Here is a 23,544-nt window from a genome sequence, read left to right on the forward strand (position 1 = left end):
CTTTTAGCCGCCAACCTTTATAATGAAAAGGATTGTTAGTGTTTATTGAAGTAAGGGGTATGGTAAGATGTCAGAAAAATTCGCGCTCATCACGGGTGCCAGCGGAGGAATCGGCCGTGCTATTGCCCGCCGGATGGCATCAGAGGGCTGGAATCTATATTTACACTATCACCAAAACGAAGCCGGAATTCATGCACTAGCAAAAGAGCTCGAGCAGTATTCGGTTAAGATAGAATTGATTCAGGCTGACTTGAGCTGCCAAGATGGGCATCTGCCCATTGTGAAACGGGTTTCAGACCTTGATGCGGTGATCCTGAACAGCGGAGACAGCTATTTTGGCCTAGTGACAGATATGTCTGATGAAGAAGCCCGGAGGATGATAACACTCCATGTGACAGCCCCGTTCTTACTTACGAAAGGGCTGCTTGGCAGGCTTATTCAAAAGCGGTCTGGAAATATTATTGCTGTTACATCTATCTGGGGGGAAATAGGTGCCTCCTGTGAAGTGCTATACTCTATGGTTAAAGGCGGGCAGAATACGTTCGTGAAGGCACTGGCAAAAGAAGTAGCTCCCTCAGGGATTCGAGTAAATGCCGTATCACCGGGTGCGATTTCAACACCGATGCTCGCTCATTTTGACGAGGAAGAATTGAGCGGATTGGCTGAAGAAATTCCAATGGGAAGACTTGGCCGTCCTGAGGAGGTAGCAGGTGCGGTATCCTTCCTGCTATCAGAGGATGCTGCCTATATGACAGGGCAGGTTTTGTCTGTGAATGGGGGATGGAGCACAGCCTAAAGTGTCAGATTGGTTTTTTTACTTTTCAGTCCACTGGAAATCAGATATGATTAGACTTAAGGAAAATATTGAGGGAATTTGTCAAATGATTTTTCCTTTGGAGGGGACGAAATGGAGAAGAAAGAATGGTATTTTGAGTACGAGATTCAAATTAACCGTCCCGGTCTGCTAGGGGACATTTCGTCATTGTTGGGGATGCTTTCCATTAATATCGTAACAATCAATGGTGTTGATGAAGGACGGAGGGGCATGCTCCTTCTCGCGAAAGATCATCGTCAAATCGAGAGGCTCGAATCAATTTTAAATACAATGGACACGATAAAGGTAACGAAATTGAGAGAACCAAAGCTGAGAGACCGCTTAGCTGTCAGACACGGCCGGTACATACAACGTGACGCGGATGACCGCAAAACCTTCCGTTTTGAACGGGAGGATTTAGGGCTGCTTGTAGATTTCATGGCAGAGCTCTTTAAGCAGGAAGGACATAAAATGATTGGCATCCGGGGTATGCCGCGTGTTGGAAAGACCGAATCGATTGTAGCGGCAAGCGTGTGTGCCAATAAGCGCTGGCTGTTTGTGTCCTCGACCCTGCTAAAACAAACCGTGCGCAATCAATTGATTGAGGATGAGTACAACGAAAACAATTTATTTATTTTAGATGGAATCGTATCGACAAGAAGAGCTAATGAAAAGCATTGGCAGCTTGTCCGGGAAATTATGAGGCTTGATGCAATCAAAGTGATTGAACACCCAGATGTATTTATACAAAATTCTGAGTATACGATGAATGATTTTGATTATATTATTGAACTCCGCAATGACCCAAATGAGGTCATCACCTATGAGACTGTCAATAATCAGCCTCTTTTTGGTGAATCAGAATTTGGTTCGTTTGAATTTTAAGAACTATAGTGAGTAGAAGGTGTTTAAATGACTGAACTAGGAAAAATATTAAAAGAAGCTCGTGAAGCCAAGGGGCTGTCATTGGATGATTTACAGCAAATCACCAAAATACAGAAGCGGTATTTAGTTGGAATTGAAGAGGGAAACTATGACATGATGCCGGGCAAGTTCTATGTCCGTGCCTTCATCAAACAATATGCAGAAGCGGTCGGCTTGGATGCGGAGCAATTATTTGCAGAGCATCAGACGGATATTCCAAAGGCAGTCCAGCAGGAGGAAGTTCCACAAAATCTTTCTCGTGTTCAATCCAAAAAGTCAACATCAATCGCTGTTCAGGACTCTAAATGGGTTGACCTTCTGCCGAAGATCTTGATTGCCGTTGTCCTAATCGCTGTTGCTGCGGTGATCTATTATTTCGTGGCCAAGGCAATCAGTAATAACGATGGAAGCGAAACGCCGAATGAAAGCAACCAGCAGGTTCAGGTTGAACAAGGAAAAAACAATGCTCCTGATACAGAGGAGAAGGCAACAGAGGAGACAACAGAAGAGGAGAAGCCAGCAAAAGAAGATGAGGCGGACTCTGATAAAGATAAAGAGGATGAAGCAGCTGCCGGTGAGCTAAAACTAGCCTCCTCAAGCGGTAATTCCTCCACATATGAATTATCGAATGCTGACGAGTTTAAGGTATCTGTCAAATCTACAGGCGAGACGTGGGTTACTGTGAGGGATTCAAACGGAAAGACGCTGTTTAATAATATGATTACAGCCGACAATCCTCAGGAATTTGACCAAACAGACGACACCAAAATCACCTTGAATATTGGACGCTCAACAGATACAGAAGTATATGTCAATGATGAGAAAGTTGACTATGCATCAGATTCCATCGTTCAAAACATTACCATTAATTACACGAAGGAATAACCGCAGGAGGTCATCAATGGTGATGGCCTTCTCATCTTTCCTTATACATAATAGGCAGGCATGCCAGGAAAATAAAAAGCAAAGTGAGGAACATCAAGTGAATTTACCAAATAAGATTACTGTATCAAGAATTTGTATGATTCCTATTTTCATCATCATCATGATGCTTGATTGGGGAGTTTGGACAATCAACGGAGTAGAGCTTCCAATCGCTCATTTTGTCGGTGCCCTGATTTTCATTATTGCCTCAACGACAGACTGGGTTGATGGATACTACGCTAGAAAGCATAACCTCGTTACCAACCTTGGAAAGTTTCTGGATCCTTTAGCGGACAAGCTGCTCGTATCTGCCGCTTTAATTATCCTAGTTGATTTGCATGCAGCGCCTGCATGGATTGTCATTTTAATTATCAGTCGTGAATTTGCTGTAACCGGCCTGCGTCTTATTTTGGCCGGCGGAGGAGAAGTCGTTGCTGCCAACCAGCTGGGCAAGATCAAAACATGGACACAGATTATTGCCATCTCAGCTTTGCTGCTTCATAATCTGCCGTTTGAATGGATTTCATTTCCGTTTGCTGACCTTGCCCTTTATGTAGCTTTATTCTTTACAATTTGGTCTGGGTGGGACTACTTTGCAAAGAATAAACATGCGTTTTCAAATTCAAAATAAGGGTATCATTCCCATATAATTCGCTGAATGGAAGGTGTATGGAATGAATGCTGAGATTATAGGCGTGGGTTCAGAATTGCTGCTTGGCCAGATTGCCAATACAAATGCGCAATTTATCTCCAAAGGCTTAGCAGAGATTGGTGTGAATGTTTATTTCCACACAGTGGTAGGAGATAATCAAGAACGATTGAGACAAGCCATTGAGACAGCGGAGCAGAGAGCTGACCTGATTATATACACTGGAGGCCTCGGACCGACCAAGGATGATTTGACGAAGGAAACCGTTGCTGAATACATAGGGAAGACCTTGATTACAGATTATAAATCAATGGAGAACATTGAAGATTACTTCGCGAAGGTCGGACGCCCGATGACGGAGAATAACCGCAAGCAGGCTCTCGTGATCGAGGGCTCTGAAATCCTGCCTAATAATCACGGTATGGCTCCTGGGATGGCCGTTTCTCATGGGAATATTATTCATGTGCTTCTTCCCGGGCCGCCAAGCGAAATGCAGCCGATGTATAAAGATTACTTAGAGCCATTTCTTTTGAAGGATATGGGAAGAAGGGAGCGGATCGAATCAAGAGTTCTCCGCTTTTTCGGAATCGGGGAATCCCAGCTTGAAACCGATATCGAGGATCTTCTTGATGCACAAACGAATCCGACCATTGCCCCTTTGGCGGCGAATGGAGAGGTTACCCTTCGAATTACGGCCAAGCATGAAACAGCTGCGGGGGCTGAGGAGCTGATCAGAAAGGCGGAAGAGGAGATTCTCAGCCGTACAGGGCAATATTTCTATGGGTATAATGATACGACGCTCATGAAAGAAGCCATCGCCTTATTGAAGGAACGTGAATGGACAATCTCTGCAGCGGAAAGCCTGACAGGAGGCATGTTCCAGGAAGAGCTCACACGAATTCCTGGAGCGGGTCTCATCTTGAAAGGCGGGATTGTCTGCTATACGAATGAAGCTAAGCAAAAACTCCTTCAAATTAAAGAATCAACCATTAACGAGCATGGAGTTGTCAGTGAGGCATGTGCAATCGAGATGGCCGAAAACATCAAAAAACTGCTTGGCTCTGATGTTGGCATCAGTTTTACTGGCGTAGCAGGCCCGGATGAATTGGAAGGAAATCCGGTTGGGACTGTCTATATAGGCCTCTCTCTGCCAGGCAGAAAGCCTTTCGCCAAGAAATTAAATCTTGGCGGAATGCGTGAAGGAAACCGGGTACGCAGTGTGAAATATGGCTGTCACTTCTTGGTGCATGAGCTGAAACAATAAGCAGGAATTGATTGATTATGAAGGCTCCCCGAGCGCAGCTTAGGATCGCCTCCGACTGAAACGAAAATCAACCCGTAAGATAACAGAGCTATTGTGAAAAGGGACTTAGAAGATGCTTCTTAGTTCCTTTTCTTTTTGTCTGCTGCAATGTTTCTTATTGTTTCTTAATCAAGTAAAATGAACATTCAGTTCATTTTTTGCTGGGAAAAGACAAATATATATAGGGAATATCGCCTTTTCAGCCTATATTGCCGGACGAAAACTATGCGAATAAATGTTCGGTTTTTACTTGGCAAATGGACGTGGATGAGGTATAGTATAGATATGTTCTAACAAGATTATAGGCAATTGTTTTCATATAGATATGGGGAGGAAATAAATAGTGAGTGATCGTCAAGCTGCGCTGGATATGGCGCTAAAACAAATCGAGAAGCAATTTGGTAAAGGTTCAGTCATGAAATTAGGAGAAAGAGCTGACAGAAAGGTATCGACCATCCCAAGTGGTTCCTTAACATTGGATGCGGCTCTTGGTGTCGGCGGATATCCGCGGGGAAGAATCATTGAAATCTACGGACCAGAGAGTTCTGGTAAGACAACAGTTGCTTTGCATGCAATTGCTGAAGTTCAGGCTCAAGGCGGACAAGCAGCATTTATCGATGCTGAGCATGCACTAGACCCTGCTTATGCACAAAAGCTTGGGGTAAATATTGATGAATTATTGCTTTCACAGCCAGACACAGGCGAACAAGCGCTTGAGATTGCTGAAGCTTTAGTACGAAGCGGGGCAGTTGATATTATCGTTGTTGACTCCGTTGCGGCTCTTGTTCCAAAAGCAGAGATTGAAGGAGAGATGGGTGACGCTCACGTTGGTTTGCAAGCGCGCTTAATGTCTCAAGCTTTGCGTAAATTATCAGGGGCAATCAACAAATCTAATACGATTGCCATCTTCATCAACCAAATCCGTGAGAAGGTCGGAGTTATGTTCGGAAACCCTGAAACAACTCCTGGCGGACGTGCGCTTAAATTCTACTCTACAATTCGACTTGAAGTAAGACGTGCTGAGCAGCTGAAACAAGGCAATGATATCGTCGGAAACAGAACGAAGATCAAGATTGTCAAGAACAAGGTTGCGCCGCCATTCCGTGTGGCTGAAGTTGACATCATGTATGGAGAAGGAATTTCAAGAGAAGGAGAAGTCATTGATATTGGCTCAGAGCTGGATGTCGTTCAAAAGAGCGGTTCTTGGTATGCGTATAATAACGAACGCCTTGGACAAGGCCGTGAGAACGCCAAGCTATTCCTGAAGGAAAATCCAGATATCCGTGCGGAGATTACACAAAAAATCCGTGCAGAATATGGCTTAGACACTGATGCAGCTATTGAAGCATCTCGAGAAGATGATGAAGCACTAGATGGTTTCGACCTTTCAGAATAAGGAATTACTGTGAAAGAGGCAGCCGATTTTTTGGCGCCTCTTTTTTACCATCAGTAATTTAAGAGGGGTGCAAGAATAGAGCTGTCTTATTGAATCAGCGTAATTTTGTTTTCACAAATTTGAAAAGATGGAAATATCATGGAAAGAAACGATTGAGTGAATATAATTTCTTTATTTTCGGAAAATGAGCCTGAGTCGCGTTCTGACTTGCTCTTGACAACAAATTTTCATAACTTTACAATAGAAATGTATTAATTTCTTTTTAAAAGACATGCGTGATATTAATGATGCTGTATATTTTAAAAGCGATGTACAAGCAAGAGTGAAAATGTAGTAAAAGAGATTAAAAAAGATTATAGCAAGAGGAGGTGTATTGATGGATCCAATCACTATCATCTCCATTTTGCTTGGCCTAATTGTTGGTGCAGTTGTTGGCTATTTGTTAAGAAAATCCATAGCGGAATCCAAAATTTCCGGTGCAACAAATGCGGCTGAAAAAATTATTGAAGACGCAAAACGGGAAGCGGATGCCTTGAAGAAGGAATCCCTTTTGGAAGCAAAGGATGAAATTCATAAACTTCGGACTGATGCTGAAAAGGAGGTTCGTGAAAGACGAGCTGAATTACAGAGACAGGAAAACCGAATTCTGCAAAAAGAAGAGAATCTTGACCGCAAAGCGGATTCACAGGATAAACGTGAATCTGTTCTTGAGAAAAAGGAAGATTCTCTAAACCAAAGACAACAGCATATTGAACAGATGGAAAGCAAAGTGGATGAGATAATTCGAGCTCAGCAATCTGAACTTGAACGAATTTCGAGCCTGACTAGAGAAGAAGCAAAATCCATCATCCTTGATCGGGTAGAAAAGGATCTTTCACATGACATCGCGGTCATGATTAAAGAAAGCGAAAACCGAGCGAAGGAAGAGGCGGACAAAAAAGCGCGTGAAATCTTGTCACTTGCCATTCAGCGTTGTGCTGCTGACCATGTCGCAGAAACGACGGTTTCAGTCGTCAATCTGCCTAATGATGAGATGAAGGGCCGGATTATCGGACGTGAAGGGCGAAATATTCGTACGCTCGAGACGCTTACAGGGATCGATTTAATCATCGATGATACACCTGAAGCTGTTATTTTGTCAGGTTTCGATCCAATCCGTCGGGAAACAGCAAGGCTTGCCCTTGAAAAGCTTGTTCAGGACGGACGCATCCATCCAGCACGTATTGAAGAAATGGTGGATAAAGCCAGAAGAGAAGTGGATGAGCATATCCGCGAGATTGGGGAGCAAACCACATTTGAAGTGGGTGTTCATGGCTTGCATCCAGATTTAATTAAAATCTTGGGCCGCCTTCGTTATCGTACGAGCTATGGTCAAAACGTGCTTAAGCATTCCATGGAGGTTGCCTATCTTTCCGGTCTTATGGCCGCGGAGCTGGGTCAGGATGTTACCCTAGCTAAACGTGCGGGCTTACTTCATGATATTGGGAAAGCAATTGACCATGAAGTGGAAGGAAGTCACGTTGAGATTGGAGTCGAGCTGGCGACGAAATATAAGGAGCATCCGGTTGTCATCAATAGTATTGCTTCCCATCATGGAGACACAGAACCACAATCGATTATTGCGATTCTTGTCGCGGCAGCTGATGCATTATCAGCAGCTCGTCCTGGTGCGAGAAGCGAGACGCTGGAAAATTATATTCGCCGTCTTGAGAAACTCGAAGATATCTCAGAATCTTATGAGGGTGTTGAGCGATCATTTGCTATCCAAGCTGGACGTGAAGTGCGAATTATGGTCAAGCCTGAAAGCATTGACGATTTAGAAGCGCATCGACTGGCGCGGGATATCCGCAAACGGATAGAGGATGAGTTGGATTACCCAGGACATATCAAGGTAACCGTTATTCGTGAAACAAGAGCAGTTGAATATGCAAAATAAAGCGGTGATTTTCACCGCTTTATTTTTTTGAATAATCCCTTAGGCTAAGCTTAGTCTTTTGTGAGATGCTAGAGCTAAAGCAACCGAGGTTAAGAAAGGAATTCAAGCAAATGAGGTTATTATTTATCGGCGATGTTGTCGGTTCGCCGGGAAGAAATATGGTAAAAGAATATCTTGGAAAACTGAAGGATAAATACCGTCCGCAATTTGTCATTATCAATGGTGAGAACGCAGCAGCAGGTCGGGGAATCACAGAGAAGATATACAAGGAATTACTCGAGTATGGTGCAAATATGATCACACTTGGCAATCATTCTTGGGATAACCGAGATATCTTTGAATTTATCGGTGAGGCGAAATACTTAGTTCGCCCAGCGAATTTCCCAGAAGGAACACCTGGGTCAGGACTTAAATTCATTAAGATGAATCAATATGAATTGGCCGTCATCAGTGTTCAGGGGAGAACGTTTATGCCGGCATTGGATGATCCGTTTTTGGCCGCTGATAAACTAGTGGACGAGGCGGCAAAGCGCACGCCATTTATTTTTGTTGACGTCCATGCGGAAGCCACAAGTGAAAAGCAGGCAATGGGCTGGTATTTAGACGGCCGGGTATCTGCGGTTGTAGGAACCCATACACATGTACAGACAGCGGATAATCGCATTCTGCCAAATGGTACAGCTTACATGTCAGACGTCGGGATGACAGGTCCGTATGATGGTATTTTAGGGATGGAAAGAGAAGCGGTTATTAAAAAGTTTCTCACGTCTATGCCAGTGCGTTTTGAAGTGCCAAAAGACGGCCGTGCCATCTTGAGCGGGGTCATTATTGATTTAGACCCAAAAACAGGCAAGGCAGTTAAAACAGAAAGAATCTTAATCAATGAGGACCATCCATTCTTCTATTAATCAAGCATTGGAGGACCGGCTATTTATGGCCGGTCCTTTTTGTATGGCATAACTCATCCGCCCTTTGAATATAGTTAACAGAAAATGCAATTCCACCAGGGGACATGTATTGGAATAAGATGAGGAGGACCAGAAATGGAAATATTAAAAGTATCAGCGAAATCGAATCCAAATTCTGTTGCCGGAGCACTGGCAGGTGTATTGCGTGAAAGAGGTGCAGCAGAAATCCAGGCAATAGGAGCTGGAGCCCTCAATCAGGCAGTAAAAGCAGTGGCGATTGCAAGGGGGTTTGTCGCGCCAAGCGGCGTTGATTTGATTTGTATTCCAGCATTCACAGATATTTTGATCGATGGCGAGGAACGAACAGCGATAAAATTGATTATTGAGCCCAGGTAAGCAATGGATAGAGCGGACTCATGAAGTGATGTTTAGGATATCGACTTCATAAGGGGATGCTCTTTTTTGTTGCTTTTTAGGAGGGTCGGGGGATGAAGATATTTGATGCTCATTGTGATGTTTTAATGAAAATGCTGCTGGAACCAAAGATTGATTTTATTCAAGCTTCTTCCTTGCAGGTAACAAAGGCCGGGATGGTGAAGGCTGGAATAAAAGTGCAGGTCTTTGCCATTTATGTACCAGAAGCGATTCATCCTTCTATGCGGTTTGAAGCGGCTTTAACGATGATTGAGCTTTTTTTTGAGCGAATCATAAAGGGAGCGGGCTTGACGTTTATTCAGCAAGAAGAGGATCTTTTCTCCTTGAAAAACGGAGAGATAGGAGCTGTTTTGGCTCTTGAGGGCTGTGATTGTATTGAGCAGGATCTATTGCGTTTACGAACGCTCCTTAGACTAGGAGTCCGCTCTGTCGGGTTGACTTGGAATCATGCTAACGCTCTTGCTGACGGAGTACTAGAAGAGCGAAACGGAGGGCTGACAAGACTCGGGAAGCAAGCTGTTTCCCTTCTAAGCGAAAGAAACTGCTGGTGTGATGTATCCCATCTTTCAGAAGCGGGTTTTTGGGATTGCCTTACACTTCATAACAAAATCATTGCCTCTCATTCTAATTGTCAATCCATTAGACCTCATCCTCGAAACCTGACGGATGAACAAATTCAAGCGCTTATTCACCACGGGAGTCCAATTGGAATTACGTTTGTCCCAGAATTCCTTACAAATAGACCGAACGCGCGTATTTCTGATGTGATTCAGCATGTAGAGCACATATGCTCACTTGGAGGGGTCAAGCATATTGGTTTTGGATCTGACTTTGATGGGGTTGATAATACGGTTATTGGCTTGGAAAGAATAGAGTCCTATGAAAACTTGATCAATGAATTGCTGAGACATTACGCTGAGGAAGATGTACAAGGTTTCTTGTATAAGAATTTCACGAACCGCTTTTGAGGTTATATTTTTATAATTTTTTGACAAATTGTCTGAAAAGGGTTGCGCTTTTTATGGTCTGCCCTTAATATTAAATACGTTTAGATGGTTTCTTTTGATAGATTTGGAAGTATATTCATAAGAGATTTCATGTACGTATTTCTGATGGAATAGAAGGGGTGTAGGGCAAATGATCGATCAACTTTCATGGAAAGTTGGAGGGCAGCAGGGCGAGGGCATAGAAAGTACAGGAGAAATATTTTCGATTGCTTTAAATCGGCTAGGCTATTATTTATACGGGTACCGCCATTTTTCTTCTCGAATCAAGGGCGGTCATACGAATAATAAGATCAGGGTCAGTACGAAAGAAATACGTTCCATTGCAGATGATTTAGATGTACTGGTTGCATTTGATCAAGAAACAATAGATGTTAACTATAAGGAATTACATAGCAATGGGATCATATTAGCGGATGCTAAATTTGGTCCTGTGGCACCGGCGGATACAAATGCCGTGTTATATGCGGTTCCTTTTACGGAAATCGCCCAGGATTTAGGGACATCCTTGATGAAGAATATGGTGGCTATCGGAGCGTCCAGCGCCGTGCTAGGCCTGAATATTGGCGTCTTCACTGAGGTAATTGATGAGATTTTCGGCCGTAAAGGACCACAGATTGTCGAGAAGAACTTAAATGCTGTCAAGGCAGGCTATGACCATATGATTGAGAAGATGGGCGACAAGGCAGGTGTGCTGCAATTAGCGGAAGCAGATGGCCAGAAGCGTTTGTTCATGATTGGCAATGATGCGATAGCAATGGGTGCTCTTGCAGGAGGAGCGCGCTTTATGGCGGCCTACCCAATCACGCCAGCATCCGAAATTATGGAATATTTAATTAAACATTTGCCAAAGTTCGGCGGCACGGTCATCCAGACTGAGGATGAAATTGCCGCTTGTACGATGGCTATTGGCGCCAACTATGCAGGAGTCCGCAGCTTGACCGCATCTGCGGGTCCAGGACTTTCACTCATGATGGAGGCCATCGGTCTGTCCGGAATTACCGAAACACCGTTAGTCATTGTTGATACGCAAAGGGGAGGCCCTTCTACCGGAATGCCGACGAAACAGGAACAATCCGATTTGATGGCCATGATCTATGGCACCCATGGAGAGATTCCAAAGATTGTCGTAGCGCCAAGCACCGTTCAGGAGGCCTTCTATGATACCGTAGAGGCTTTTAATTTGGCAGAGGAATACCAATGTCCTGTCATCGTCTTATCCGATTTGCAGCTGTCTTTAGGCAAGCAGACTGTTGAACCGCTTGATTTCAGCCGGGTTGAGGTCAGACGCGGTAAATTGATGCAAGAGGAGTTGCCGGAGATAACAGATAAGTCCTATTTCAAACGATATGAAGTGACAGAAGACGGCATATCTCCACGAACATTGCCAGGTATGAAGAATGGGATTCACCATGTGACAGGTGTAGAGCATGATGAGACTGGAAAGCCTTCTGAGGTAGCTTCTAACCGTGTAGCTCAAATGGATAAGCGTATGAGGAAGATTGAATCCGTCCATTTCAAGAACCCCCTTCATGTCCATGCTCCGCATGAAGAGGCAGATCTTCTTTTCGTTGGGTTTAACTCAACAAGGGGAGTGATTGAGGAAGTGATGGAGCGCCTTGAGGCTGATGGCGTGAAGGTTAATCATGTCCATGTCAGGCTCATTCACCCGTTTCCAAGCTCGGAGATTCTGCCGCATATTGAGAAAGCGAAAAGAGTCGTTGTCGTCGAAAATAACGCAACAGGCCAATTGACTAATCTGATGAAGATGAATGTCGGCCATGCTCATAAAATGACGAAGGTATTGAAATATGATGGCAATCCTTTCTTGCCGAATGAAGTATATTTTACATGCAAGGAGCTGGTTTAATTGGCTACATTCAAGGATTTTCGCAATAATGTCAAACCAAACTGGTGCCCTGGCTGTGGAGATTTCTCTGTTCAGGCATCTATTCAGAGGGCTGCTGCTAATGTTGGCCTTGAACCGGATCAATTAGCCGTTATTTCAGGGATTGGCTGTTCAGGCCGTATTTCAGGCTATATTCAGTCCTATGGATTTCATAGCATTCACGGCAGATCCCTCCCTATAGCACAAGGGGTCAAGATGGCAAACCGTGAATTGACCGTTCTTGCCTCAGGCGGGGATGGGGACGGCTTCGCCATTGGAATGGGGCACACGGTCCATGCTATACGGCGAAATATTGATATTACCTATATCGTCATGGATAACCAAATCTATGGATTAACAAAGGGACAAACATCCCCGCGGTCCGCTGCCGGCTTTAAGACAAAATCAACACCGTCAGGCTCCATTGAACAAGCCATCTCACCGATGGAAATGGCTCTGTCAGTTGGAGCAACCTTTGTTGCGCAAAGCTTCTCCAGTGATTTGAAGGACTTAACTGCACTGATAGAGGCCGGAATCCGTCATAAGGGATTCTCCTTGATTAATGTGTTCAGTCCTTGTGTCACGTATAACAAAATCAATACGTATGATTGGTTTAAGGAGAATTTAACAAAGTTAAGCACAATTGAAGGTTATGACCCTCATAATAAGGAAATGGCCATGCAGACATTAATGCAGCATGATGGGCTCGTGACGGGCTTAATCTATCAAAATACTGAACAGCCATCTTATCAGGAATTGGTATCCGGCTATTCAGAAGAACCATTATCCGAAGCAAATTTAACCTTAACACAGGATGATTTTGATCGCCTAACCGCGGAATTCATGTAATGGAATCCTAATCTTTCTTTATCTATTTTATATTAGGCAGGAACGCGATAATCCAGGGCGCTCCTGCCTTTTATTATGCTTTTCCTGTTCCTGTGAATCTTTCATAAGCAGGTATTATACAGTGATTGCCAAGAGAGGGATAATTTTAGCTGTTTGTACCATTGCTTCAGGGGAAATAGAGTATAAATATACTTTTTTATGAATGTCGTATGAAAGGCAGAATCTGTATGAATAAGACAGCAATGATTTTTACTGCAGCCATGTTTCTATCTGTATCCGTCTTGATTATTAATAACGGGGATTCTTATCATTCAAATGCCGAGGCAAAGATAAGTTTTTACTGGAATGAAATTGACGAAGGGGAATTACAGGAAGATAGCCTGTTTGGTCTTTTTTCCATCCTGGGCTTTGATAAGCCGTATATTAGGCAATTTACCGGTGCCATTTGTTTATTGCTTGCGTGGCTTCTGTACAGCTCAGGAGGGGATTGACATGATGACAAACAAAAGAATAGTGATTTTACTGCTGTCTTTTATAGGGCTGTATCTTTTGTTATCTCCTTTGGTAAATGTTATAAGGGATAGGTACTTAGCACAGGAGGTCTATGAAGTGGAGGAAGGTCAGATTTCCAGCAGTGCTGAGAATCAACAGAGCGGGAAAAACGATAATAAGAATAAGATCACAGAACCGCCATATGAGGATGGAGACATCATCGGTCAATTGATTATTCACAAGCTTGGCTTGGAAATTCCAATTGTGGAGGGGGTCCTTCAGAAAGACTTACAGAATGCGGTGGGGCATTTAGTGGAGACGGCCTATCCGAATGAAGGAGGCAATATCGTGATTGCCGGATTTAGAACGACTGATTCGGGTCCGTTATTTAATAAGCTGACAAGGCTTGAGGTGAAAGATCAGGTTGAGATTATTGATTTTCAACAAACATACATATATGAGGTAACAAATATTTGCATCATTGATAAGGACGAACAAGAGGATTTGCTCGATGAAATCAATGAGCAGCTGGCACTTGTCACAAGCACATGTGATGGAGCGGGAAGGATTGTTGTTATCGCCAATAAGGAAGAGAGATGAGGAACTGCATGATCTAAATGGATCATGACAGTTCTTTTTTTTGCCTTGAAATAAGCAGAGAAGCATCATTATTTGCCCTGTATAGGGAGATGTCTGGAAAAATTATCATAAAAAAATATCCATCATAGAGGCAGTTGTCTATACAGGGAGGAAACGCCCTTTACAAAAGATGGTAACTATTCTAAAATTTCTGTGATATTGAGCTGTCGTAAAGGATGTGTATGCAAGTTGGATGGGAAAATGAAGGCAATTGTAAAAACCAAAAGGGGTTATGGTGCTGAATTAGCAATGATTGATATTCCATCAATCCAGGATGATGAGGTGCTCATTAAAGTGAAGGCCACCTCCATTTGCGGAACAGATGTGCATATTTATACGTGGGATGACTGGGCCAAGAACAGAGTGAATCCCCCTTATGCGTTCGGACATGAATTCTCAGGTGAAGTTGTGGAAGTGGGGGCTGCTGTTTCGGGTATCCAAATAGGGGAGAATGTATCGGCAGAAACCCATATTATTTGCGGGAGATGTCCTCAATGCATGACAGGGCAATTCCATATTTGTCAGGAAACAAAAATTATTGGGGTGGATACACAAGGCTGCTTTGCTGAATATGTAGCCCTTCCGGCAAAGAATGTATGGGTAAACCCGAAGGATATGCCGGCTGCCATGGCTTCAATACAAGAGCCGATGGGAAATGCCGTTCATACGGTTCTCTCAGGAGAGGTTACCGGCAAGAGCGTTGCCATCATCGGGTGCGGACCAATTGGCATTATGGCAGTGGGAGTAGCTAAAGCCGCTGGTGCATCGAAGGTGATTGCACTTGATGTGAATGAATATCGATTGGAGCTTGCCAAAGGCATGGGAGCGAGTGCTGTCGTTAACTCTGCAAAGGAAGATGTTTTAAACCAAATGAAGCGGTTGACAGATGGATATGGTGTCGATGTCGTTTGTGAAATGAGCGGTCATCCAGAAGCCATCAATCAAGGATTTAAGATGGCGACAAATGGCGGAAGGGTTTCTATTCTAAGTCTTCCTGTCAAGCCGGTTTCTATTAATATTACGGATGATATTGTGTTTAAGGGGTTGACGGTACAAGGTATTACAGGAAGACAGATGTTTAAGACATGGGAACAAGTCTCTCGGTTATTGGAATCAGGCTTAGTAGATGCTGGAAAGGTCATTACACATCAATTTCCGCTCGAGGAGTTTGAGAAAGGCTTTGATTTGATGATCAAAGGGCAGTGCGGCAAGGTAGTCTTATTGCCATAATGAAAGGTAACGATAAATGATTAGTGAGGAGGAATTGGGGATGAAGGGTTTTGAGTATTTGCAGGCTGAGCTTGATGATATGAAGGAAAAAGGGGTGTTTCGCACACTCGTGCATTTGGAAACGGCTCAAGGGTCGAAGGTTCAAATTGATGGGAAATCGGTTATTCAATTATCATCAAATAATTATCTGGGCTTAACAGCTCATCCTAGGCTGCGTGAGGCAGCACTGGAAGCCGTCAAGACATATGGAGCAGGTACAGGATCGGTAAGGACGATTGCGGGTACATTCAATATGCATGGAGAGCTTGAGCGAAAGCTTGCTGAATTTAAGCATACGGAAGCGGCATTAGTCTTTCAATCGGGCTTTACGACGAATCAAGGTGTTCTTTCTGCTATTTTGACAGAAAAGGATGTTGTCATTTCCGATGAGTTAAACCATGCCTCAATCATTGACGGAATACGTTTGACAAAGGCAGCCCGCCGGGTTTATTCACACGTCAACATGGAGAGCCTTGAAGTAGCCTTGAAGGAAACACAATCCTATCGGAGGCGCCTGATTGTAACGGATGGTGTCTTCTCCATGGATGGCAATATCGCTCCCCTTCCTGCTATTGTAGAATTGGCGGAGAAATATGACGCCCTTGTGATGGTTGATGATGCTCATGCCTCTGGTGTTTTAGGAAAGAACGGACGAGGAACGGTCAATCATTTTGGGCTGGACGGTCGAGTTCATATTCAGGTCGGTACGCTAAGCAAGGCAATCGGTGTTCTTGGAGGCTATGTGGCAGGCCCCAAGACCTTGATTGATTATTTAATTCATAAAGGCCGTCCCTTCCTCTTCAGCACCTCCCATCCGCCCGCAGTGACGATGGCGAATATAGCAGCAATTGATGTGCTGCTGTCTGAGCCTGAGCTGATTGATAAACTATGGGAGAATACACGGTTTTTTAAAGAGGGACTTCATAAGCTTGGCTACGACACAGGAAGCAGCATGACACCCATAACACCTGTCATTGTCGGAGATGACAAGGCAGCATACGAGCTGTCCGATCGATTGTTTGAGTATGGGGTTTTTGCACAAGGGATTGTCTTCCCAACGGTTGCGAAAGGGAAAGCGAGAGTACGAACAATCGTGACAGCAGAACACACGCGTGAGGAATTGGCCGAAGCGTTACGCATATTTGAACAAGCAGGAAAGGAATTGAAGCTAATAAAATAGCGTTTTAATAGAAGTCACTTGGTGCGAATCAGGTGGCTTTTTATATTTTTCGGCGAGGGATTTGACGGCATTTCGTTTGCTCGTTGATTTTTGGGGAAATATTGGTAAGGAGAGAGTGAGAAGGTTTATCCCCTGCAAAAGATCATTGGGGAAGGAGTAAGTTAGAGGAATGAATAACCGTAAAGTATCAAGTGAACTTGCATCATGGCTGAAGGCTATTCTAATCGCGGTTATTGTGGTGCTTGTTTGCCGTCAATTTGTCTTCACACCCACAACGGTTAAGGGGAAATCAATGATGCCAAGTCTACAGGATGGCAATCGTGTCATCCTTAGCAAGATTACCCATATCGACCGCTTTGACGAAGTTGTATTCCATGCGACCGATTCACCGGATAAATATGTCAAACGGATTATCGGCCTTCCTGGAGATAAAGTGGAAATGAAGAATGACACCTTATACATTAATGACAAGCCATACGAAGAAGAATATCTAGATGAGCTTAAATCCAGCCTGGATGACGCTGGTCTATTTACGGAAGATTTCACATTAAAGGAACTGACCGGTGAAGAAGTCGTTCCGGAAGGAGAAATGTTCGTATTAGGAGATAATCGCCCATATAGTAAAGATAGCCGTGTGTTCGGATTTGTTCCGATGGAGCGGATTGTTGGAGAAGTAAAGATACGCTATTGGCCGATTAAGGATATAGGGATTGCCTTATAGGATAGTCACAGCCGTGCTCAACTGCTTGAGTACGGCTTTTTCTTTCCTCTAGTGCTATATTGTGAAATTTCGCTAAAAGCTTTATACTTACTTAATGTAAACTTACCTATTACCAATCAAATGGAATTCGATCCATAGATGATGATATTGGATAGAAAGGGGATTTTTTATGAACGAACAGCAACGATTAGATTCGGCCGCTGCTAAATCTGAAAAGAAACCTGATAAGGATTACAGTAAATATTTTGAAGCTGTCTATATGCCTCCTTCATTAAAGGATGCAAAGAAGCGCGGGAAAGAAACGATAAGTTACCATCAAGATTTCAGCATCCAAGACCAATACAGCCGCATGGGAGAAGGGCGTAAATTCTATATTCGCACGTACGGCTGCCAAATGAATGAGCATGATACAGAGGTGATGTCCGGAATCTTAATGGCTTTAGGATATGAACCGACGGACAAGGTGGATGAGGCTAATGTGGTGCTGCTGAATACCTGTGCCATCCGTGAAAATGCAGAGAATAAGGTATTCGGTGAGCTTGGCCACTTGAAAAGCTTAAAAAGAAATAAACCGGATTTATTGCTCGGTGTATGTGGATGTATGTCTCAGGAAGAATCAGTCGTTAATAAGATTCTACAAAAGCATGCGTTTGTCGATATGATTTTTGGCACTCACAATATTCATCGTTTGCCTGAAATTCTGATGGAAGCCTATATGTCTAAGGAAATGGTCGTTGAGGTTTGGTCTAAGGAAGGCGATATTATCGAGAATCTTCCGAAGGTGCGTAAAGGAAATATTAAAGCTTGGGTCAATATTATGTATGGCTGTGATAAGTTTTGTACATATTGTATCGTTCCTTACACACGAGGGAAGGAACGAAGCCGGAGACCAGAGGATATTATTCAAGAGGTCCGCAGCCTGGCAGCTCAAGGATATCAGGAAATCACCTTGCTAGGTCAAAATGTAAATGCTTACGGAAAAGATTTTGAAGACCGTGATTATCGTTTAGGTGATTTAATGGAGGATATCCGCAAGATTGACATACCGCGTATCCGCTTTACGACAAGCCATCCGCGTGATTTTGATGATCACCTGATTGAAGTGCTGGCTAAGGGAGGCAATATGATGGACCACATCCATCTGCCTGTACAGTCTGGTAATAACGAAGTATTAAAGATCATGGCTCGAAAGTATACCCGTGAGCAATATTTAGAGCTTGTCAGGAAAATCAAGGAAGCGATTCCGGATGTGAGTTTAACGACGGATATCATTGTCGGTTATCCAAATGAAACGGATGAACAATTCGAAGAAACACTCTCCTTGTATAAAGAAGTGGAATATGATCTTGCGTATACATTTATTTATTCACCGCGAGAGGGTACTCCTGCAGCGAAGATGAAGGATAATGTGCCGATGGAAGTGAAAAAACAACGGCTGCAGCGCTTGAATGCTGTTGTCAATGAAACTGCACTCAAGAAAAATAAGCAATATATCGGACAGGTTCTGGATGTACTTGTTGAAGGGGAAAGCAAGAACAATCCAGATGTACTTGCAGGCTATACGACGAAGAATAAGCTAGTCAACTTTGCTGGGGATAAATCTTCTATTGGCAAGATTGTCAAGGTCAAAATTACCGATGCAAAAACATGGTCACTAAATGGAGAGATCGCTGTTGAGCCGGAAACAGAAATTATAGGGGTAAAGGCGGGAGTATAAATGGAAAAATTCACGAAAGAACAAATTATTGATAAGGCAAGAGATTTAGCACGGATGATTTCAGAAACAGAAGAAGTAGATTTCTTCAAAAGAGCAGAAGAACAAATCAATGGCAATCAAACGGTTGCTGAACTTATGTCTGTCATTAAGGGGCTTCAAAAGCAGGCGGTCAACTTCCAGCATTATGGAAAGACAGAAGCATTGAAGAAGACGGAGGAAAAGCTGGCGAAAGTGGAAAGAGAGCTTGATGAAATTCCTGTCGTTCAGGAATTTAAGCAATCACAGGTGGAGGTAAATGACATGCTGCAAATGGTTGCAAACGTCATTTCCAATACGGTTACAGACGAAATCATCAAATCCACAGAAGGTGACCTTCTCCATGGAAAGACAGGCTCTAAGCTAAAAAGCGAAGAGGGCAGCCACAGCTGTTAATAAAAGAATCCAGTACGGTACTTTAACCTTACTGGATTCTTTTTTTGTTCTGCTTTCCCTTGCCATTCACAATAAATCATGGCTTCTTGTACATACTAACAAAAAATAACGGCTTAATAGGAGTTAGCTATGATCAAGAAATGTATATATACAGTCTTATGGGCACTAGGGATGTTCCTGCTTTTTTTGGCCCTGCTTTTAACTTGGATCCATCATGATATTCGAAAAGGGAGGGAAGCTGCTAAGGATGACAGCAGCCCGGTTATCTACCCCTTGAGGCAGAGTAACTTCGAGTTATTTACTGAATGGGATACATTTTATCCGCAGTTCGCTCGGGATATTGAACAGGCGAAGGAGTATGTGTATATCCATTTCTTTTCGATTGGAAGCGGGGAAGCCAGTGATCAATACTTTGATTTATTAAAGAAAAAGGCAAAAGAAGGAGTACAGGTGTACTATTCTGTTGACCGCGCTGGTTCTCTTAAGGGAAATCGAGCATGGTTCAAGAAACTTGAAGAAGCAGGTGTCCATGTCACCTACAGCAATGATCCTCATTTTCCGCATATTTGGTATACCATTCAGCACCGTAATCACCGCCGTATAGCCATTATGGATGGCAAGGTGGCTTATACAGGCGGAATGAACGTCGGAGAGAAGTATACGAAATCAAGCTGGCATGATTATCAGCTGCGGATGACAGGGGAAGGCATACAGGATTTTGAAAAGCAATTCTGTCATGACTGGAAAATAAACACGGGAGAATCCCCGCCTCTGCACACGGTACGGGCTTCTGCAGGCGTCACCCCGCATTACTTGAAATCGTATTCAAGCGGGTATGAGGTAGTCAATGATCTTATTCAGGCCTTTCATTCAGCTAAGGAGGATATTCTCATTGCCACGCCTTATTTTATCCCGGATAATGAAGACTTCATGGATGCGCTCAAGAAGGCTAAGAAGCGGGGAGTAGAAATCACGATTATGTGGCCGAAGCATTCAGACGGCCTTATGCTCACGCAAGCTGCTTATCCCTTTGTGAAAGAGGCACTCAAAAATGGAATGAACGTATATCAATATGAAAAGGGAATATTTCACGGAAAGCTAGTGCTGATCGATCGCAAATACCCTCTCATTGGAACAGTGAATATTGATTCTCGCTCCTTACGCTTAAATGATGAAATGACGCTGTTTATGGATGATTCTCCATTTACGGATCGTATCATTAATCAAGTGGAGCGAGATTTGGATGACTCATCTAAAATTACGCTGGATTATTTCAAAAAGCTTTCGACAAAGGACAAAATCCTCATGAAAATTGCCAAATGTGTTGATTATTATTTATAATAGACCTATCGACAAGAGCGAACACCAAAATTGGGAATCGCTCTTTTTTTGATATCGATTCAAATCCAGCTGAAGGGAGCAAGGAAATGAGTAAAGTGAAATGGGGAATTTTAAGTACGGCTAACATTGGACAAACACAAGTTATTCCTGCCATCAACCGTTCAAAGCTGGGGGAAGCAATCGCTATCGCAAGTTTGAGCGGCAGAGCACAGGAGGCAGCCGACAAACTGGGCATACCAAAGGTTTATGAATCCTATGAGGCACTATTGAGTGATGAAGAGATTGATGCCGTCTACATTCCGCTCCCAAATCATCTCCATGCCAAATGGGTAATGGAGGCAGCAAAAGCCGGCAAGCATGTGCTTGTCGAAAAGCCTGCTTCATTGACAGCGCATGAAATGGAAGAGATGTTGGATGTATGTAACCGTCATGGTGTCATTTTTATGGAAGCATTCATGTATCAATTCCATGCCCAGCATAAGCGGGTTAGGGATATATTGAAAACGGGTGAGATTGGCGAAGTGAAATATATGTATGCCAGCCATTCTTTTTTCCTTGATGATGAGGAAAATATCCGCCTTTCACCAGAAAAGGGCGGGGGTGCATTATATGATGTAGGCTGTTACAATATCCATGCTTTCCGTCATATCCTGCAGGCAGAACCAAAAGAGGTGCGAGTATTCTCTAAAATGAATAATCCTTATCATATTGATATGACGACAACCGGACATCTTTGGATGGATAATGGCGTTCAGGCCATGTTTGATTGCAGCTTCGAGATGAAAACGAGGGATGAGTACAGGGTAGTAGGTACGAAGGGAGAGATTATCTGCCAGCATGCCTATCGTCCAGATCGTAAAGACCATAAAGGGACCTTGATCATCAAAACGAATGAGGAAACAAGAAAAGAAATCATCTCCTGTGATCAATACCTTATGCAGGTGGAGCATTTTGCTGAGTGTGTGATTGAAGGGAAACAACCGCAATATACGGGGACTGATACCTTGCAGAATATGAAGGTGATTGACGCTTGCTATGAATCCATCCGGACAAATCAAACCGTAACGCTTCTCTAAGTAACCGAAGCTGATCTAATAAGCTCCATAAAGGAGTTCTTTGGATCAGCTTCTTTTCATACTAAGGCTGATGGCAGACAAACTGTTCAAACGAATCAAACCTAACCAAAAAAAGCAGGCAGAATCCTAAATGGGAATTCTGCCTGCATAGGCTGACATGGTTTAATCACCAGCCGCGGGAAGCACCGCCTCCGCCTGATGAACCTCCTCCTCCGCCTCGAGAGCCGCCCCCGCCTCTACCTCCGCCGTTTCTTGCGATTGCCGAGAGTATATGAAGCAGCATGTACGTAAAGGTCCCGCCAAAGAAGGTCATGTCGATGATAATAAAGATGATAATGATGGCTGCAATCAAGATTTTTTTCCAAGTGGCCATTCCGCTTTCTTGGCCCGCGTTGCTGGAATTCTCCGTTAAGCTATAGTCACTGATAGAATCAGCCGTTTCATCAAGACCATATTCAGCAGCTACCTCGTTAAATAATTGCTCATATGTAAGGATGATAGCTTGGTCAGGCTTGCCCTCTTTCCAATATGGCATTGTGTATTCATCAAGGATACGGCCAACCTTGCCATCCGGCAGTGCACCCTCAAGTCCATAGCCGACTTCAATCCGGGCTGATTTATCGGAGTCGTTTTCCTCAAAGGCCATGAGAAGAAGAACGCCATTTTCCAGTTCCTTGTCACCAAGACCATATTTCCGGAACGCTTCAAGTGCATATTCTTCTGGAGTGGAACCATCTAAAGAATCAATGGTCAGCACAGCAATTTGTGCTTTTGTCTGATCCTCCAGTTTTCTTCCTAATTGATTGAGTCCTTGCTTTTGTTGTTCAGATAAGATTCCGGCAAAATCTTGAACATAAATATCCCCTTTAGGTTCCGGGACTTCAGCATGAATGATATTCCCTGCGAAGCTTGATGCAATCACTGCAAGCATGCTCAGAATCAGGAATAGTTTTTTGCACATCAGTCTGTACCAAAATCAACTGTCGGAGCTTGATCAGCGCCTTCAGAAGAACGGAAATATTCCTTTTCATCAAAATTGAACACACCCGCAATCATGGAACCTGGGAATCGCTTAACCTTTTTGTTATAGGAAGCCACTTGATCGTTATAATCCTTGCGAGCTACCGCAATACGATTTTCGGTGCCAGCCAGCTCATCCATTAATTGCTGATAATTCTTGTTAGCCTTCAGGTCAGGGTAATTCTCAACCACAACAAGTAATCGATTTAAAGCACCAGTTAATTCATCATTGGCAGTTGCCTGATCTTCAGGGGTTCTGGCGCCGGCTAAATTTGCCCGTGCCTGTGTGACATCATTAATGACTGATTCCTCATGGGATGCATACCCTTTAACTGTGTTTACTAGGTTGGGAATCAAATCAGCTCTTCTTTGCAGCTGTGTCTCAATCTGGGAATAAGATTGATCGACGTCTTCCTCAGCTGAAACAAAGCCGTTATAGCTGGAGGCAAACATGGCAATCAGGATGCCTACCACAGCAATGCCGCTGATAAGGATAATTGTTCCTCTTTTCATACTGTACACTCCTTTCAATTCATAACCTATATAACGTTTCACATGCGGAAAGGTTTCACTTCACCATTTTACCCTGAAAACAGCTTCTGCAACCTTATAGCAAACGTTGTTTAA

23 protein-coding genes are annotated in these 23,544 nt (G+C 43.5%); 21 read left to right on the forward strand and 2 right to left on the reverse strand.

Translation table 11 applies throughout. From position 1 onward, the window contains the following. Positions 1-67: 67 nt before the first annotated feature. The 21 genes from ymfI (at position 68) to ACI35L_RS03625 (ending at position 21,897) form a co-directional block, all read left to right on the forward strand. The gene (gene ymfI / locus ACI35L_RS03525) at positions 68-796 is read left to right on the forward strand and encodes an elongation factor P 5-aminopentanone reductase (RefSeq protein ID WP_439802255.1); all 729 of its coding nucleotides are present in this window, start codon (positions 68-70) and stop codon (positions 794-796) included. A gap of 111 nt (positions 797-907) precedes the next feature. Further along, on the forward strand, positions 908-1,699 hold the full coding sequence (locus ACI35L_RS03530; protein WP_049671367.1) for a DUF3388 domain-containing protein: 792 nt from the start codon (positions 908-910) through the stop codon (positions 1,697-1,699). Between the two features lie 27 nt (positions 1,700-1,726). Next, positions 1,727-2,623 carry a helix-turn-helix domain-containing protein gene (locus ACI35L_RS03535; protein ID WP_439802256.1) on the forward strand — a complete coding sequence of 299 codons (897 nt, stop codon included), beginning with the start codon at positions 1,727-1,729 and terminating at the stop codon, positions 2,621-2,623. A gap of 97 nt (positions 2,624-2,720) precedes the next feature. Then, positions 2,721-3,293: a CDP-diacylglycerol--glycerol-3-phosphate 3-phosphatidyltransferase gene (pgsA, locus tag ACI35L_RS03540; RefSeq protein ID WP_049672948.1), complete on the forward strand. Its 573-nt coding sequence runs from the start codon at positions 2,721-2,723 to the stop codon at positions 3,291-3,293. 43 nt (positions 3,294-3,336) lie between these two features. Next, the gene (locus ACI35L_RS03545; protein ID WP_439802257.1) at positions 3,337-4,575 is read left to right on the forward strand and encodes a competence/damage-inducible protein A; all 1,239 of its coding nucleotides are present in this window, start codon (positions 3,337-3,339) and stop codon (positions 4,573-4,575) included. Between the two features lie 382 nt (positions 4,576-4,957). After that, entirely contained in the window at positions 4,958-6,010 is a 1,053-nt protein-coding gene (gene recA, locus ACI35L_RS03550) for a recombinase RecA (RefSeq protein ID WP_049671364.1), read from the forward strand. A 376-nt stretch (positions 6,011-6,386) separates the two neighbouring features. Next, a complete protein-coding gene (gene rny, locus ACI35L_RS03555; RefSeq protein ID WP_049671363.1) occupies positions 6,387-7,946 on the forward strand; it encodes a ribonuclease Y in 1,560 nt (519 codons plus the stop codon). 110 nt (positions 7,947-8,056) lie between these two features. Next, positions 8,057-8,854 (forward strand): TIGR00282 family metallophosphoesterase, encoded by a 798-nt coding sequence (locus ACI35L_RS03560; RefSeq protein WP_049671362.1) that lies wholly within the window; start codon positions 8,057-8,059, stop codon positions 8,852-8,854. Between the two features lie 135 nt (positions 8,855-8,989). Further along, positions 8,990-9,250, forward strand: a complete 261-nt coding sequence (spoVS, locus tag ACI35L_RS03565; RefSeq protein WP_029281188.1) for a stage V sporulation protein SpoVS — start codon at positions 8,990-8,992, stop codon at positions 9,248-9,250. A 92-nt stretch (positions 9,251-9,342) separates the two neighbouring features. Then, positions 9,343-10,257 carry a dipeptidase gene (locus ACI35L_RS03570; RefSeq protein ID WP_439802258.1) on the forward strand — a complete coding sequence of 305 codons (915 nt, stop codon included), beginning with the start codon at positions 9,343-9,345 and terminating at the stop codon, positions 10,255-10,257. A 169-nt stretch (positions 10,258-10,426) separates the two neighbouring features. Next, positions 10,427-12,163 carry a 2-oxoacid:acceptor oxidoreductase subunit alpha gene (locus ACI35L_RS03575; RefSeq protein ID WP_439802259.1) on the forward strand — a complete coding sequence of 579 codons (1,737 nt, stop codon included), beginning with the start codon at positions 10,427-10,429 and terminating at the stop codon, positions 12,161-12,163. Beyond that, positions 12,164-13,030: a 2-oxoacid:ferredoxin oxidoreductase subunit beta gene (locus ACI35L_RS03580; protein WP_049671359.1), complete on the forward strand. Its 867-nt coding sequence runs from the start codon at positions 12,164-12,166 to the stop codon at positions 13,028-13,030. It begins immediately after the preceding gene. A 227-nt stretch (positions 13,031-13,257) separates the two neighbouring features. Continuing rightward, positions 13,258-13,521, forward strand: a complete 264-nt coding sequence (locus ACI35L_RS03585) for a hypothetical protein (protein WP_049671358.1) — start codon at positions 13,258-13,260, stop codon at positions 13,519-13,521. Positions 13,522-13,639: 118 nt separating this feature from the next. Then, positions 13,640-14,122, forward strand: coding sequence for a sortase (locus ACI35L_RS03590; protein WP_197089938.1), 483 nt, complete (start codon positions 13,640-13,642; stop codon positions 14,120-14,122). A 240-nt stretch (positions 14,123-14,362) separates the two neighbouring features. Further along, a complete protein-coding gene (gene tdh, locus ACI35L_RS03595) occupies positions 14,363-15,391 on the forward strand; it encodes an L-threonine 3-dehydrogenase (RefSeq protein WP_049672947.1) in 1,029 nt (342 codons plus the stop codon). Between the two features lie 40 nt (positions 15,392-15,431). Then, a complete protein-coding gene (locus tag ACI35L_RS03600; RefSeq protein ID WP_049671356.1) occupies positions 15,432-16,610 on the forward strand; it encodes a glycine C-acetyltransferase in 1,179 nt (392 codons plus the stop codon). A gap of 169 nt (positions 16,611-16,779) precedes the next feature. Further along, positions 16,780-17,331: a signal peptidase I gene (gene lepB / locus ACI35L_RS03605; protein ID WP_439802260.1), complete on the forward strand. Its 552-nt coding sequence runs from the start codon at positions 16,780-16,782 to the stop codon at positions 17,329-17,331. Positions 17,332-17,500: 169 nt separating this feature from the next. After that, a complete protein-coding gene (gene miaB, locus ACI35L_RS03610) occupies positions 17,501-19,048 on the forward strand; it encodes a tRNA (N6-isopentenyl adenosine(37)-C2)-methylthiotransferase MiaB (RefSeq protein ID WP_439802261.1) in 1,548 nt (515 codons plus the stop codon). Then, positions 19,049-19,480, forward strand: coding sequence for a RicAFT regulatory complex protein RicA family protein (locus ACI35L_RS03615; RefSeq protein WP_049671353.1), 432 nt, complete (start codon positions 19,049-19,051; stop codon positions 19,478-19,480). A 129-nt stretch (positions 19,481-19,609) separates the two neighbouring features. Beyond that, positions 19,610-20,821 (forward strand): phospholipase D-like domain-containing protein, encoded by a 1,212-nt coding sequence (locus ACI35L_RS03620; protein WP_439802262.1) that lies wholly within the window; start codon positions 19,610-19,612, stop codon positions 20,819-20,821. Positions 20,822-20,907: 86 nt separating this feature from the next. After that, the gene (locus tag ACI35L_RS03625; protein WP_439802263.1) at positions 20,908-21,897 is read left to right on the forward strand and encodes a Gfo/Idh/MocA family protein; all 990 of its coding nucleotides are present in this window, start codon (positions 20,908-20,910) and stop codon (positions 21,895-21,897) included. Positions 21,898-22,063: 166 nt separating this feature from the next. Here the strand turns inward: ACI35L_RS03625 and ACI35L_RS03630 are convergent, their stop codons facing one another. Together ACI35L_RS03630 and ACI35L_RS03635 are read right to left on the reverse strand one after the other, a co-directional pair. Then, on the reverse strand, positions 22,064-22,858 hold the full coding sequence (locus tag ACI35L_RS03630; RefSeq protein ID WP_053103759.1) for a TPM domain-containing protein: 795 nt from the start codon (positions 22,856-22,858) through the stop codon (positions 22,064-22,066). After that, positions 22,858-23,430 carry a LemA family protein gene (locus ACI35L_RS03635; protein ID WP_049671350.1) on the reverse strand — a complete coding sequence of 191 codons (573 nt, stop codon included), beginning with the start codon at positions 23,428-23,430 and terminating at the stop codon, positions 22,858-22,860. Before ACI35L_RS03635 ends, ACI35L_RS03630 begins: the two co-directional genes overlap by 1 nt. Positions 23,431-23,544 lie beyond the last annotated feature (114 nt).

Origin of the sequence: Pradoshia sp. (assembly GCF_051873915.1) — a bacterium.
Classification (GTDB): domain Bacteria; phylum Bacillota; class Bacilli; order Bacillales; family Pradoshiaceae; genus Pradoshia.

Coding starts and splice junctions, on each gene's coding strand:
- ACI35L_RS03530 (WP_049671367.1), top strand. CDS start 908: ATGGAGAAGAAAGAATGGTATTTTGAGTACGAGATTCAAATTAACCGT.
- ACI35L_RS03575 (WP_439802259.1), top strand. CDS start 10,427: ATGATCGATCAACTTTCATGGAAAGTTGGAGGGCAGCAGGGCGAGGGC.
- ACI35L_RS03615 (WP_049671353.1), top strand. CDS start 19,049: ATGGAAAAATTCACGAAAGAACAAATTATTGATAAGGCAAGAGATTTA.
- tdh (WP_049672947.1), top strand. CDS start 14,363: ATGAAGGCAATTGTAAAAACCAAAAGGGGTTATGGTGCTGAATTAGCA.
- ACI35L_RS03620 (WP_439802262.1), top strand. CDS start 19,610: ATGATCAAGAAATGTATATATACAGTCTTATGGGCACTAGGGATGTTC.
- ACI35L_RS03570 (WP_439802258.1), top strand. CDS start 9,343: ATGAAGATATTTGATGCTCATTGTGATGTTTTAATGAAAATGCTGCTG.
- ACI35L_RS03560 (WP_049671362.1), top strand. CDS start 8,057: ATGAGGTTATTATTTATCGGCGATGTTGTCGGTTCGCCGGGAAGAAAT.
- ACI35L_RS03585 (WP_049671358.1), top strand. CDS start 13,258: ATGAATAAGACAGCAATGATTTTTACTGCAGCCATGTTTCTATCTGTA.
- ACI35L_RS03635 (WP_049671350.1), bottom strand. CDS start 23,430: ATGAAAAGAGGAACAATTATCCTTATCAGCGGCATTGCTGTGGTAGGC.
- ACI35L_RS03600 (WP_049671356.1), top strand. CDS start 15,432: ATGAAGGGTTTTGAGTATTTGCAGGCTGAGCTTGATGATATGAAGGAA.
- spoVS (WP_029281188.1), top strand. CDS start 8,990: ATGGAAATATTAAAAGTATCAGCGAAATCGAATCCAAATTCTGTTGCC.
- ACI35L_RS03625 (WP_439802263.1), top strand. CDS start 20,908: ATGAGTAAAGTGAAATGGGGAATTTTAAGTACGGCTAACATTGGACAA.
- ACI35L_RS03630 (WP_053103759.1), bottom strand. CDS start 22,858: ATGTGCAAAAAACTATTCCTGATTCTGAGCATGCTTGCAGTGATTGCA.
- miaB (WP_439802261.1), top strand. CDS start 17,501: ATGAACGAACAGCAACGATTAGATTCGGCCGCTGCTAAATCTGAAAAG.
- rny (WP_049671363.1), top strand. CDS start 6,387: ATGGATCCAATCACTATCATCTCCATTTTGCTTGGCCTAATTGTTGGT.
- ymfI (WP_439802255.1), top strand. CDS start 68: ATGTCAGAAAAATTCGCGCTCATCACGGGTGCCAGCGGAGGAATCGGC.
- ACI35L_RS03535 (WP_439802256.1), top strand. CDS start 1,727: ATGACTGAACTAGGAAAAATATTAAAAGAAGCTCGTGAAGCCAAGGGG.
- lepB (WP_439802260.1), top strand. CDS start 16,780: ATGAATAACCGTAAAGTATCAAGTGAACTTGCATCATGGCTGAAGGCT.
- ACI35L_RS03545 (WP_439802257.1), top strand. CDS start 3,337: ATGAATGCTGAGATTATAGGCGTGGGTTCAGAATTGCTGCTTGGCCAG.